At 46.2% G+C, this 12273-nt stretch carries 13 protein-coding genes and 2 pseudogenes; 11 read left to right on the top strand and 4 right to left on the bottom strand.

Features of this window, described 5'->3' with window-relative positions; genetic code table 11:
- Positions 1-113 precede the first annotated feature (113 nt).
- The 4 genes from ubiU (at position 114) to BZG80_RS14950 (ending at position 4382) form a co-directional block, all read left to right on the top strand.
- Entirely contained in the window at positions 114-1106 is a 993-nt protein-coding gene (gene ubiU / locus BZG80_RS14965; RefSeq protein WP_069363074.1) for a ubiquinone anaerobic biosynthesis protein UbiU, read from the top strand.
- Between the two features lie 4 nt (positions 1107-1110).
- Entirely contained in the window at positions 1111-1983 is an 873-nt protein-coding gene (locus BZG80_RS14960) for a U32 family peptidase (protein WP_077679710.1), read from the top strand.
- Between the two features lie 31 nt (positions 1984-2014).
- Entirely contained in the window at positions 2015-2551 is a 537-nt protein-coding gene (gene mog / locus BZG80_RS14955; RefSeq protein WP_021022543.1) for a molybdopterin adenylyltransferase, read from the top strand.
- 628 nt (positions 2552-3179) lie between these two features.
- Positions 3180-4382: an NnrS family protein gene (locus BZG80_RS14950; protein ID WP_021022542.1), complete on the top strand. Its 1203-nt coding sequence runs from the start codon at positions 3180-3182 to the stop codon at positions 4380-4382.
- Between the two features lie 159 nt (positions 4383-4541).
- On the opposite strand, the pseudogene BZG80_RS16170 reads toward BZG80_RS14950, so the two are convergent.
- The 3 genes and pseudogenes from BZG80_RS16170 to norR all read right to left on the bottom strand — a co-directional run bounded on the left by BZG80_RS16170 (position 4542) and on the right by norR (position 6909).
- Positions 4542-4973 (bottom strand): annotated as a pseudogene (locus BZG80_RS16170) (ThiF family adenylyltransferase).
- Positions 4970-5374 (bottom strand): YbaN family protein, encoded by a 405-nt coding sequence (locus BZG80_RS14935; RefSeq protein ID WP_021022540.1) that lies wholly within the window; start codon positions 5372-5374, stop codon positions 4970-4972. Before BZG80_RS14935 ends, BZG80_RS16170 begins: the two are co-directional and overlap by 4 nt.
- Positions 5374-6909, bottom strand: a complete 1536-nt coding sequence (norR, locus tag BZG80_RS14930) for a nitric oxide reductase transcriptional regulator NorR (protein ID WP_077661462.1) — start codon at positions 6907-6909, stop codon at positions 5374-5376. Before norR ends, BZG80_RS14935 begins: the two co-directional genes overlap by 1 nt.
- A gap of 183 nt (positions 6910-7092) precedes the next feature.
- Here norR and BZG80_RS14925 point away from each other — a divergent pair, with 183 nt between their 5' ends.
- On the top strand, positions 7093-7632 hold the full coding sequence (locus BZG80_RS14925) for a hemerythrin domain-containing protein (protein ID WP_077679709.1): 540 nt from the start codon (positions 7093-7095) through the stop codon (positions 7630-7632).
- An 89-nt stretch (positions 7633-7721) separates the two neighbouring features.
- On the opposite strand, the pseudogene BZG80_RS16290 reads toward BZG80_RS14925, so the two are convergent.
- A pseudogene (locus BZG80_RS16290) lies at positions 7722-7829 on the bottom strand (transposase family protein); the annotation flags it as partial.
- A gap of 402 nt (positions 7830-8231) precedes the next feature.
- On the opposite strand from BZG80_RS16290, the gene BZG80_RS14920 reads away from it, so the two are divergent.
- From BZG80_RS14920 to BZG80_RS14895, 6 genes are all read left to right on the top strand, one after another.
- The gene (locus tag BZG80_RS14920; protein WP_077661460.1) at positions 8232-8504 is read left to right on the top strand and encodes a hypothetical protein; all 273 of its coding nucleotides are present in this window, start codon (positions 8232-8234) and stop codon (positions 8502-8504) included.
- A gap of 243 nt (positions 8505-8747) precedes the next feature.
- Positions 8748-9053, top strand: a complete 306-nt coding sequence (locus BZG80_RS14915) for a PTS sugar transporter subunit IIB (protein ID WP_021022536.1) — start codon at positions 8748-8750, stop codon at positions 9051-9053.
- Positions 9054-9063: 10 nt separating this feature from the next.
- Positions 9064-10359 carry a PTS sugar transporter subunit IIC gene (locus tag BZG80_RS14910; RefSeq protein WP_077677396.1) on the top strand — a complete coding sequence of 432 codons (1296 nt, stop codon included), beginning with the start codon at positions 9064-9066 and terminating at the stop codon, positions 10357-10359.
- Positions 10359-10688, top strand: coding sequence for a PTS lactose/cellobiose transporter subunit IIA (locus BZG80_RS14905; protein ID WP_077661458.1), 330 nt, complete (start codon positions 10359-10361; stop codon positions 10686-10688). Before BZG80_RS14910 ends, BZG80_RS14905 begins: the two co-directional genes overlap by 1 nt.
- Positions 10689-10761: 73 nt before the next feature.
- Complete coding sequence (locus BZG80_RS14900) at positions 10762-11760, top strand: LacI family DNA-binding transcriptional regulator (RefSeq protein ID WP_077679708.1); 999 nt, start codon at positions 10762-10764, stop codon at positions 11758-11760.
- A 12-nt stretch (positions 11761-11772) separates the two neighbouring features.
- Positions 11773-12273 (top strand): glycoside hydrolase family 1 protein (locus BZG80_RS14895; RefSeq protein WP_131827563.1); only part of this gene is annotated, 501 nt, incomplete at its 3' end.

The raw sequence follows: 12273 nt of genomic DNA, 5'->3' as shown, positions 1-12273 counted from the left end.
ACCCATTTGTTGGTACTCATGATTCGCTCCTCGTGAAATAACAAAAAAGATGTTATCAATACTATAATGAATAAACAAATTGCGCACCACAAAACAACTAAATAGAGGTTTGAATGGAATTGCTTTGCCCGGCTGGAAGTATTCCGGCATTAAAAGCGGCTATCGAAAATGGAGCCGATGCGGTTTACGTTGGTTTGAAAGATGAAACCAACGCGAGACACTTTGTGGGCCTTAATTTGGACCAACTGAAGCTGTCAGAAGCAGCTGATTATGTGCATCGGCACGGTAAAAAGCTGCATGTTGCTATCAACACGTTCGCGCATGCCAACAGCTGGGAGAAGTGGCGCCAGGCGGTCGATGATGCCGTTCTGGCTGGTGCAGACGTACTGATTATTGCCGATCTGGCTGTGTTGGCTTATGCCGCCGAACGCTACCCGAAAGTAGAAACGCACTTATCGGTGCAGGCGTCGGCGACCAATGCCGAGGCAATTCGTTTTTATCAACAATACGGTGTGAAACGAGTGGTACTGCCTCGTGTACTATCGATGCAGCAAGTCCGTGCACTTGCGCGAACAACGGACGTTGAACTCGAAGTTTTTGCGTTCGGAAGTTTGTGCATTATGGCGGAAGGGCGTTGCTACCTAAGCTCATACCTGACCGGCGAGTCGCCCAATACCGCGGGTGCCTGCTCGCCTGCTGCTTTTGTTGAGTGGGACGAGCAAGACAACAAACTGGAGTCACGGTTAAACGGCGTGCTGATAGACCGTTTTGCTGAAAACGAAAAAGCGGGCTATCCGACGCTCTGTAAAGGACGCTTCTCCGTCGACGACGAGGTCTATAATGTTCTGGAAGAGCCCACGAGTTTGAACACCTTGAGCCTACTACCGCAGTTACACAAAGAGGGCATTACCTCACTCAAAATAGAAGGCCGTCAGCGCAGTCCTGCCTATGTCTCACAAATTACCCGAGTCTGGCGCCAGGCTATTGATGCCGTAATGGCCGACCCTGATGGTTTTGAGGTTGTTGACAATTGGAACTCGGTTCTTGCATCGCTCTCAGAGGGTAGTCAAACCACGCTCGGTGCGTATCATCGGAAATGGAAGTAATGATATGAAATTTTCTCTAGGGCCGATTCTTTACTTTTGGCCAAAAAAACAAGTCATGGATTTTTACCGCGAAGCCGCTGACTCTAACGTCGAGCATGTGTATTTGGGTGAAATCGTGTGTAGTAAACGCCGCGAGCTTAAGCTTGACGATTACCTTGAAATTGCACACATGCTCAGGGAAGCCGGTAAGAAAGTGACGCTATCAACTATGACGTTGCTGGAAGCCCCGGCCGAGTTGCGGGAGCTGGGTAAATATTGTGACAACGGCGAATTTGAGGTCGAAGCCAACGATGTCAGCGCTATTAGTCTGTTACAGGAGCAAGGACTGAACTTCACTGCTGGGCCGGCCATTAACATCTACAATCACCAAAGCCTGCGTCGTTTAATTGATATGGGCATGAACCGTTGGGTAGCACCTTTTGAGCTGTCGCGTGACTGGTTGCAGGATATTTTGCAGCAAAAGGTCATTGAAAGCGTGCGTGACTGCTTCGATGTTGAGGTATTCTCGTTTGGGCATATGCCGCTTGCCTGGTCGGGTCGCTGTTTTACTGCGCGATCTGAAAACCGCCCGAAAGATCAGTGTGAGCTGTGCTGCATCAAGTACCCCGAAGGGCGTGAAGTGAAAAGCCAGGAAGGACAGCAAGTGTTTGTACTTAACGGCATTCAAACCCAATCGGGGACTCGTTATAACCTGATAAACCAACTTCCGAGTATGCAGGGGTTAGTGGATATCGTCCGTATTAGTCCGCAACCACAAGGCACTTTTGACTGGCTAGATCGTTTCCGTAACAATGTTGATGGCGATCATCCCGTAAAATTGGGCAGCAAAGAAAGTAACGGCTATTGGTTACAGCTTGCCGGGTTACTGACGGCATAAATACACGGAATTAAGAGACAAAAGGGCAATTATGTCAGACGATATCGCACGTATTGGTGTTATTACGGTCAGCGACCGCGCCAGTCGAGGGCAATATGAGGATGTCTCAGGTCCGGCTATTGAAGAGACATTAAATGACTACTTAACGTCTTCGTGGCAGCCGGTGTATCGGGTTATTGAAGATGAACAATCGCTGATTGAACAGACCATAAAAGACTTAGTCGACAAAGAAGGCTGTTGTCTGGTGGTGACCACCGGTGGTACTGGCCCGGCTAAACGCGATGTCACTCCCGAGGCAACTGAGGCAGTTTGCGACCGCATGATGCCGGGCTTTGGGGAGCTGATGCGACAAGAGTCGTTAAAGTACGTACCAACCGCCATTCTCTCTCGCCAAACTGCGGGTTTACGCGGCTCATCGCTAATTATCAACTTACCTGGTAAGCCAAAAGCCATTCGTCAGTGCTTAGACGCGGTATTTCCGGCAGTGCCTTATTGCATTGACCTTATGGAAGGCCCTTATTTGGAGTGTAACGAAACGGTGATTAAACCCTTCCGTCCTAAAAAATAAGAGCTACAGTGATTTCTGGTGTATGAGCCAAAAAGAATGCGGTGTGAGTTGTTGATTGGTATCACCAGATCAACAACCTCAGCTTTTTAGAGAAGGTTTTAGCCGCAGACATATCGGCGATGATTGATAAATGAACACTCATGTGCTCGCCTTGGGTTGCCATGCGCAAGCCAAATTGAGTATCGATTAGATTAAAGTATTCCTTAACCTGAATGCTGATACTTGGAAAGATGGTTCAAACCGTAAAACAGAGTGTAGACGCCAGTGTTGATAACACCAGCGAGTAATTGCGTTGGCCACCTGTTGCTGATAGGGGGCATCGAAGACCTCCAGTTATATCCGTTTAAGTCAGACACCTAAACTTTACTGTGAGTTTCGATAAAATGCTTTATTATCAGTCATCTATATTCACTTTGCAAAGTTAACGCTACCCAAAAATAGGCATAGCAAAATCAAAGCGCAAAGATTGTTTTTTAGCAGTTAGCTATTCTTTTAGAGGTGGTTTCGCGAACACGATAAACTGGCAAATCAACTAAGGATACTAACTTATTTTCGGCGTTAGAACGCTATTTTTTTACGTTTAAAACATATATGATAAATACATCTTTAAAGTGTTCAGGTGACTATGATGCAGATCACAAACCGAGAGAAAGAAGATCACATAACGCCGATACTCAGACAAGCATTTCGTCCTCTGTTCTTGCTAGGCGCACTATTCAGTGCTGTGGCAATTCTGCTTTGGGGCTTTGCGCTGGCGGGGAAGGTGAGCTTGCCGGTGTACGGAAATATTATGTTCTGGCACAGCCATGAAATGATTTTCGGTTTTGTAGTTGCCATTGTGCTGGGCTTTTTGCTCACTGCAGTGCAGAACTGGACGGGACTGCGCGCGCCGCATGGTAATACCTTGCTAGTGGTGACGGTGCTATGGAGTGCGGCACGATTATTATTGTTGTTTGGTGAAAACTTGCCGTGGTGGCTTGTGGCGGCGGTGGACGTCAGTGTTCTGCCTGTTGCTGCATTCTTGTTTGGCATAATGGTGCTAAAAATTAACCAAACCAGAAACCTGTTTTTTGTCCCCATTCTGCTGTTATTAACGGTGTGTAATCTATTGATGCACTACGGGTTACATTTTGGTCATTACAACATCCAAGTACTGGGAGCTTATAACGCTGTATTCCTAGTGACGTTGCTAATGGCCATTATCGGCGGGCGTGTTCTGCCAATGTTTACGGCCAACGGCACCATGACAAAGAAAGTTCAGGCATTGCCCTGGCTGGATAAAATGGCGCTAGGCAGCTTATGGCTAATATTCGCGGTGCACTTTTTTAACCTGCATATGCGGTTGCCTAGTCAGGTTATGGTTGTGTTGTTCGCCTTTTGTGCCATCACAACAGCCGTCCGTGTTGTGCGTTGGAAAATTTGGATAACCTGGCGGGTGCCGCTGTTGTGGTCGCTGCATATTGCTTACTGGTTCATTCCCATCGGTTTAGCGTTATTTGCACTGCGCTATGCCGGTATTGAAATTACTCAGAGTGTAGCCATGCACGCACTGACCGCTGGCGCTATGGGTAACATGATTTTAAGCATGATAGCTCGGGTGTCGTTAGGGCATAGCGGACGCCCGCTTCAGACTAAACCTATTATGTGGGGCGCATTTTTATTGGTAGCTATTGCGGCAGTGACTCGCGTATTCCTTATTTGGTTTATGCCAGAACTGACTAGCCAGTGGTTAATGCTGAGTACGTTAGCCTGGGCTATTGCGTACAGCATTTACGTGGTCGTTTACTTCAAAGTATTGATCACGCCGCGAGCGGACGGTAACCCGGGCTAAGCGTTGGAGCAGTGAGAGCAGTTAGGGTGCTTTAGTAGATTCATCCGCTGCTATTCGCTGTGCAATACGTCAAAGAGTAACAATGATGAATAAAGCGGCTGATCTATGTTGGCCGCTATTTTTATGGCTCTACGGCTTGGATCGTACCAATAACGCCCATTAGCGGCGACAACACTCCGGCTTCGGTAGCTGCTCGCCAAAAAACTGACTTAAGCACCCATAACACGCGCTCTCATTTTGCATTGAAAAACTGGTTACTTGTCCTTCAACGCTAATGGCAGAACCCGATACCAAGGGCGTTTTGTGTAGCAGACAGGTTTTATTCACAGCGTTGCGTGTTTCCAAATTATCGCAGTAATCGACAACCAGGGTTTCAGCGCTGACTAATAGCTCCAGCGTGCCTTCCTCAACTCGCGTATTAATCGTTTGAATGCGTTTTTCGCTATTAAGCTATGCTAAGCGGTGCTTAACCGCTTCGACTTTTAATTCACCGATCCAGTGCTCTGAAAATCGTACCTGACGCTGAAGGTTGTGGCGGTCAATAGTATCGTCATTGACCAATGTCAGCTCAGTGGGCAGGGTTTTATTCATAACGACTTCTCTGACGGTGCAGGTACGGACTCAGGGCGACTGGCTAGCCAAGCACCCACAGTGACCAATACCACGCCGACAATTATCTTTAGCCAAACCGGCACTTGTGGCACGAATAACCATAAAATGGCGCAACCACTGGCCATTATCACCAGTGCAATGACTTTAGAGCGGCGCTTCACTACTCGGTTATCGCGCCAGGCCCGAATATCTGGTCCGTATTTTGGATGGTTGACCAACCAGGTTTCTAGGCGGGGCCAGCCTTTACTGGCCGCCCATAACGCGGCAATAAGAAACGGTACGGTGGGCATAACCGGCAGGGCAATGCCAATAACCCCCAGTAAAACAAAGAATGCGGCCAAAGAGCGCCATAGTATTTTCATTAAAAGCGCTCGGGTCATTACTTCATTCCTAATCGGGCGGCCATTTTATGTAAATTACTGGAGTCGAGCTTGAGCTCTTTAGCAGCTCTACTCCAACTGTCATCGTTACGCTTAAGTGCCGCTTCTATCATTTTACGCTGTGTATATTGTACCGCTTCTTTCATCGACAAACTCTGGGTCGGTAAGTTCGCGTCATTGCTTTGAGTACCCGAGTCTGCCACCGAAGGCAATCGCACGTCTAAGTCGAGCACTTTAGGCTCAATGCTGGCAATGTCATTTTTGTCGATGCCATGGCTCAATAGTTTAATGGCGGCCCGACTAATGACATGCTCCAGTTCGCGAACGTTACCTGGCCACTGATACTGTTGAATTGCCAACTCAGCTTCGGGCGACAAGCGAATGGCGCGCAAGCCTAGCCGAGCCCGGTTCAGCTCCAAAAAATGACCGGCCAGAATGGAAACATCGTCATCACGTTCACGTAGTGGTGGTATCGGCAGTGGATACACGGACAGGCGATGGTACAAGTCGGCACGGAAGGTTTCGTTACTGACTTGCTGTTTAAGGTTTCGATTGGTCGCGGCAATAATGCGTACATCCACTTTGCGGTATTTGTCTGAGCCGAGGCGTTGAATTTCACCGTTTTGCAGTACGCGTAGTAGTTTGGCTTGTATGGAAAGCGGTAACTCGCCAACTTCATCTAAAAACAGGGTGCCACCATTAGCCGCGTCGAAACGCCCGGATCGATCACTGCTTGCGCCGGAGAAAGCGCCTTTTACGTGACCAAAGAGTTCACTTTCCGCTAAGGACTCGGGTAATGCGGCACAGTTTACGTATATCAACGGCTTGCCGCTGCGTTGCGACAGTCGGTGTAATTCCCGCGCGAATAGTTCTTTACCGACCCCGGTTTCGCCCAGTAGCAATACGGGCAAATCGGCACCGGCTACGATCCGAAGCTCTTTTAAGACCGCATGAATGGCTTTGCTTTCACCAATAATTTCTGACTCATTGGCGTCGGAGGTACTGCTGTGTTCGACTGATTGCTTTTGCCCTTGCCGCAGTGCACGGACGTTCTGCTCTAACTGACCAATGCGAATGGCGGTTTCTACAAATAAGCTAAATTTTTGTAATTCAATAATAGAATCGTCAGTGAATGTCCCAGGCTCTAACGCGTCGAGTGTCAGTACGCCCCAGCATTTGCTTTCCAAATACAAACTAATGCCCATGCAGTCATGTACGGGCAATGCCTCGCCTGGTTGGTTAGCCATTAAACCATCGTACGGATCAGGAAGAGCTGAGTCATGTTCGAAACGAACGGCTGAACGTGACGATATTAGGACCGCTAAACGTGGATGCTGCGCTAACACAAAGCGACGGCCCAAAGCTTCGCGCACGAGTCCCTTGACGGCAATAGGTTGTAGTACTTCGTTCTCGAGTTTCAATAGTGCGACTGCGCCGCAGTTAAAATGACGTCGCAACGTACTGACGAGATTCTGCAGTCGTACAGCTGTAGGTTGCTCTGTTAACAAATCGGCTAAAACACTTTCTTGTAGCATAGTTAAATCCACTATATTGGTAAAAACTACCCTAATTGTTAGGGTTGATACTACCGTGGGGTTTCTGAATGTCAATAATTACAATTGGATAGAAGTTGGCGCACTTGTTGCACTGTTACTTAGGAATTCATGTTTCATCCGGGAGTAGTTCCTGGAGTTGCGGATTAAGTTAAGGAGTTTAGCATGAGTGATTTACAGCAAAGGTTGGCGGATAGCGAAGCCAAATGGCAACAAGCAACAGCGCAGGAATTAATCGAGCACATTTATTTACGTTTCCATCAACGCCATCGTGAGCAATTACCAGAACTTAAGCAACTGGCAATGAAAGTGGAAGACGTGCATGGTGACCACGAACTCGCACCACGCGGTTTAGCGGAGCATCTGGACGCTATGTTACAGGAATTGGAAAGTCATATGATGAAAGAAGAACAAATTCTTTTCCCAATGCTGTCGCGCGGTGTGTATCCAAGTGGTCCTATTTCTGTCATGGAAGAAGAACACGTGCAGCACGAAGCCGAGTTGGTGAAAATTAATCGGTTAACCAACAATCTGACACTACCGGAAGGCGCATGTGGTACTTGGACAGCTCTGTACAATGGTTTAAAAGAGTTACAGGATGATTTGCACGAGCATATTCACCTGGAGAACAACATACTTTTTGCTGAAAAACAGGCAGCAGCGTCAGAGCACGGTAAAAACTTCTGTTGTGGTTCGTGTCAGTAACTAATCTGAAGTGACAAGGGTCGAATGCAAATGCGAATATTCTGTATTTGATCCTGTTTTAAGCTATTTTAGCGCTTTCATTAGAGAAGGTGTTTAGGGATGTATTCTTGAATCTCGTACCATCCTTTCGACCCCGCAATCACCGCGCACAATGAAGCAAAAAGCAGGCCGAATAGCGGGTAGGTTATCTTGACACTCTAGTGATTATCATCAACGGCGCTGAAGTAGTCTTTACATGTATCGATGTCCACGGTATCTATCCCGAACCATTTTAGAATCGGCCTATATGACCACAGCCAGAAGTGATCGTTAAACCGATTCTTCTTTGGTTAAAAAATATTCGCGAACTCGCCTTGGATGCCATCACCTTGATGACTGCAGCTATGATCGCTCTTAATGAGACTAAAAAACGCAAAGACACCTTAATTTATCATGATATTCATTTAACCGAACAAGCTCAAAAGTGTAGGTCCTCGTTTCCGTACTCGGAGTCGAAATCAATAACAAAGAGGTTGAGATTGTCTTTCAACCGCAATATCGCTTGGCGTCGGGCTAGCTAACTGGCTTAGAAGTTTTGGCGAGATGGACCCAGAAAACCTATGGTGGTGCAATCTGGTACATTTATTCCTCTCGAAGAAAAGCAAGGCTTCTTGCGAAGACCTAACGGCGCTTGTACTCGAAAAAGCCGCCAAGTAGTTACACATAGTGGTCTGTTGGGAAATGTCATTCCGCGTGTGTCGGTGAATATTTCTGCGGTTGAGTATAACCGAGAGAGTGCGATTCAGCGTATTGATTATTACTTGCAATTGAACCCAGAATTCGTGCGTTACTTATGCCTAGAAATAACCGAAACCGCGGCGCTATCGGTTTAATGTATAGCGTCAGTGCATAGTTGTTTTACCTCATCCTCTCTCCCTATATCTACTCGTTCCGAATTCTTCGTACAACCCATACAGAGCCTCCCGGCAATGTGATCAAAACCACAATGACTCGCTTGATGTAACCGGTTTTTGTGATCCTCGCCTTCAACTTTGAAACCGGTTACTGAAACCGGTTTCTTTTTTGGATAGATTAGGGCTATTGGTTAAGTAACTTGAATGTCAAGAGGTATGAAAATGGTAAAAATTCTTCTTTGTTGTGCAGCGGGAATGTCAACCAGCATGGTGGTCAAGAAAATGGAACAGGCGGCGAAGAGCCAAGGCATAGAAGCTGATATTCAAGCAGTTGGTTTGGATGAGTTTGAAAATATGCTTCCCAAGTTCGATATCTGCTTACTGGGACCACAAGTGAAATATAAAGAGGCAGATTTTTCCGCAAGCGCAGCTAAACAAGACAAAAAAGTAAAAGTCATTAACTCCATGGATTATGGAATGATGAATGGTGAAAAAATCCTCAACGATACGTTAGTAGAGCTAGGTTAGGGGGCTCATAATGACGACATTAACGGATAATGTGTTTGGGTTTATTGAGAATAGAGTAACGCCTGTTGCCGGTAAGGCAGCGTCTCAGCGCCATATTATGGCGATGAGAGATGGATTTATCTCTGCGATGCCATTTATGATTGTGGGCTCATTTCTACTCATATTTGCCTTCCCTCCGTTTGCAGCGGATTCAAACTGGGCCATTGCTCAAGTATGGTTGCAGCTTGCTGAGCGATATCAAGGGCAACTACTCACACCATTTAATATGACGATGGGCATTATGTCTGTCTATATCACCGCCGCCATCTCTTATAACTTGGCGCAAAGTTACAGTATGGAGCCATTCATGCCAGCGATGCTGTCGTTGATGTCCTTCCTATTGGTAGCTGCGCCACTGACTGAAGGAGGACTGCCTGCGGGATATTTAGGCGGTACAGGTATTTTTACGGCAATTCTTGTGTCTCTTTATAGTACAGAGCTGATGTATTTCCTCCAAAGGAAAAACATAGGCATCAAAATGCCTGAGCAAGTGCCTGGTAAAATCAAACAGTCTTTTGATTTGTTGATTCCGATACTACTGGTTGTACTGACTATATATCCTCTCAATTTATATATTGAAAGTCAGACCGGCATGATCATCCCTGAAGCTATCATGACGGCATTCAAACCTCTGGTCAGTGCTGCTGACTCGTTGCCAGCTATTCTTTTGGCCGTGCTACTTACACATGTATTGTGGTTTGCAGGCATTCATGGTGCTGCTATTGTCGGCGGTATGTTGCAAGCTTTTTGGCTCACCAACCTGTCTGCCAATCAAACTGCGCTTGCTGCTGGTGCTCAAATTCCTCATGTATTTGTAGAGGGTTTTTGGAGTTTCTTTATCGTGCTTGGCGGCTCTGGTGCGACATTAGGCCTGGTCTTTTTGTTTATGCGTAGCCGTGCTGCTCACCTAAAGACAATCGGGAAAATCAGTGTTGTACCTTCGCTCTTCAATATCAATGAGCCTGTGATATTTGGCACCCCTTTGATTATGAATCCCACCTTCTTTATTCCGTTTATTACAGCCCCACTGGTTAACGCCACGATTGCGTACTTTTGTGTCAAAACGGGAATTGTAGGTGCTGTGATTTCAGTGGTGCCTTGGACTGCACCTGCTCCGGTTGGCGCGGCATGGGCAGCAGGTTGGGCAATTAGCTCTTCTATATTAGTTGTTGTCCTCATGCTTGTCGCAACCGCCATCTATTATCCATTTTTTAAAGTTTATGAAAAACAGCTTTTAGCACAAGAAGCCCAAGGGGAGGAAAACTAATGACACCACTAGCAGATTTTGACCAAGAATCAACGGTGATGGAGCTCATCATCAATGCAGGCTCAGCAAAGTCTTTCGCAATGGAGGCGTTGAGAGCCGCGAAAGCGAGTGACTGGAACGCGGTTGACGAATACCTGTCTCAGTCGTCTGTCGCCTCGAAGCAAGCACATGATGTACAGACTCAGCTGATTGGGCTCGATCAGGGCGAAGGAAAGGTGCCCGTGAATTTGGTGATGGTGCATGCCCAGGATCATATTATGACCAGCATGTTAGCCAGAGAATTGGTTGAAGAATTAATTGCTATCCATCGCAAACTGGATTCTGTGTAATTAATGTTACAATACTGAAAATCCGAAAGTTTGTAGTTTCGAGGGAAACTCCCTCTCACCTTTAGAGGTACGAATGGCCACGATTAAAGATGTTTGCAAGGCTGCCGGTGTATCTAAGGCGACAGTGTCTCGTGTTATCAATAAGACTGGACAGGTCAAAGAGAGTACCCGAGTAAAAGTTGAAGCAGCTATTAAACAATTGAACTATCGACCCAGTAGCTTGGCTCAAACATTAGCTGCGAGTAGCGGCAACAGTATTGGCCTAGTGCTATCGGACTTTGATGGCAGCTACTTTGGTAGTTTATTAAAGCAAGCATCTGCCAGTGCTACTAGAATGGGCAAGCAGCTGATTATTGCGGATGGAAAAAACCAAGCTGAGTTTGAATTACAAGCAGTGAGCTCCCTGGTTGAACAAAAGTGTGATGTGATTGTGCTTTACAGCCGTCAGCTGACGGCGCAACAACTTATCGAGCTTAATCATGAAATATCCACGCCTTTGATTCACGTTGGGCAAGAGCTTCCAGAATCGGCAGGTTATTCAATTGCATTTGATCAAAAGCGCGCGATAGAATCGGCGGCGACCCATCTTATGAGCATTGGTCATCGACACATTGCGTATTTTGGGCCTTGTCCAACAACAAGGACGACCCAAGTTCGGTTAGAGGCTTTTAAAGCGATTACTGAGAAGCAGCCCTTTTCTGTGGAAACACAGCATTTGGTGTGTGGCTTTGATGTAAAAGCAGCCTATGAACAAGCGCTGGAACAAATTCCCAACAATTGGCGTTTCAGTGCCATTGTCGCAGCGAGTGATGATATTGCTATTGGTATTTTACGTGCCTGTCGAGAGAAAGGCATTGGTGTACCTTCAGATGTATCAATCGTGAGTATCGATAATGAAAAAATGACTGAGTTTGTTGTACCACAGCTTACGACAGTTGATATCCCTATCGAACGTATTACGGAAAGAGCGATGGAAGTTGCCCAACAACTTATCGAGGATCAAGTAACTATAAGACCAGAGATTGTTGTGGGTGAGTTATTTGTGCGCGATTCGACTAAGCCTCTAGTATAAAAAGATGTTTTTATGAAATTTGCACATGATTTTCTTTTTGGCGCCGCGACGGCTTCTTATCAAATCGAAGGGGCAACGGATGTCGACGGTAAAGGGCCGACTAACTGGGATGAGTTTGTAAAAATCCCGGGAAAAACCTTTGAAGGAACAACGGGTGAAGTGGCGATTGATCACTATCATCGTTACAAAGAAGATATTAAGTTAATGGCTGAGATGGGGCTTGAGTCTTACCGTTTCTCTATTTCTTGGGCAAGAATTATTCCTGATGGTGTAGGCGCTATAAATCCTAAAGGTATTGAGTTTTATAACAATATCATTGATGAGTGTTTAAAATATGGAATAGTTCCTTTTGTAACGCTCTATCACTGGGACCTTCCTCTCTGTTTGGAAAAAGACGGAGGGTGGTTAAATAGAAAAACAATCGATGCTTTTTTGAACTATGCAAACGTTTGTTTTGAGAGCTTTGGTGATCGTGTCAAACATTTTATCACATTTAATGAAACCGTTATTTTT

This window comes from Salinivibrio sp. MA440 (assembly GCF_001996265.1).
GTDB classification, from domain to species: domain Bacteria; phylum Pseudomonadota; class Gammaproteobacteria; order Enterobacterales; family Vibrionaceae; genus Salinivibrio; species Salinivibrio costicola.
This window is presented reverse-complemented; position numbering and strand designations above follow the sequence as displayed.

Bases quoted from the DNA above. Each gene is read 5' to 3' on its own strand.
- BZG80_RS14915 (WP_021022536.1), top strand. From the start codon at position 8,748: ATGGTAAAAATTCTTCTTTGTTGTGCAGCGGGAATGTCAACCAGCATG.
- BZG80_RS14910 (WP_077677396.1), top strand. From the start codon at position 9,064: ATGACGACATTAACGGATAATGTGTTTGGGTTTATTGAGAATAGAGTA.
- BZG80_RS14900 (WP_077679708.1), top strand. From the start codon at position 10,762: ATGGCCACGATTAAAGATGTTTGCAAGGCTGCCGGTGTATCTAAGGCG.
- mog (WP_021022543.1), top strand. From the start codon at position 2,015: ATGTCAGACGATATCGCACGTATTGGTGTTATTACGGTCAGCGACCGC.
- BZG80_RS14950 (WP_021022542.1), top strand. From the start codon at position 3,180: ATGCAGATCACAAACCGAGAGAAAGAAGATCACATAACGCCGATACTC.
- norR (WP_077661462.1), bottom strand. From the start codon at position 6,909: ATGCTACAAGAAAGTGTTTTAGCCGATTTGTTAACAGAGCAACCTACA.
- BZG80_RS14920 (WP_077661460.1), top strand. From the start codon at position 8,232: ATGGTGGTGCAATCTGGTACATTTATTCCTCTCGAAGAAAAGCAAGGC.
- ubiU (WP_069363074.1), top strand. From the start codon at position 114: ATGGAATTGCTTTGCCCGGCTGGAAGTATTCCGGCATTAAAAGCGGCT.
- BZG80_RS14925 (WP_077679709.1), top strand. From the start codon at position 7,093: ATGAGTGATTTACAGCAAAGGTTGGCGGATAGCGAAGCCAAATGGCAA.
- BZG80_RS14935 (WP_021022540.1), bottom strand. From the start codon at position 5,374: ATGACCCGAGCGCTTTTAATGAAAATACTATGGCGCTCTTTGGCCGCA.
- BZG80_RS14905 (WP_077661458.1), top strand. From the start codon at position 10,359: ATGACACCACTAGCAGATTTTGACCAAGAATCAACGGTGATGGAGCTC.
- BZG80_RS14960 (WP_077679710.1), top strand. From the start codon at position 1,111: ATGAAATTTTCTCTAGGGCCGATTCTTTACTTTTGGCCAAAAAAACAA.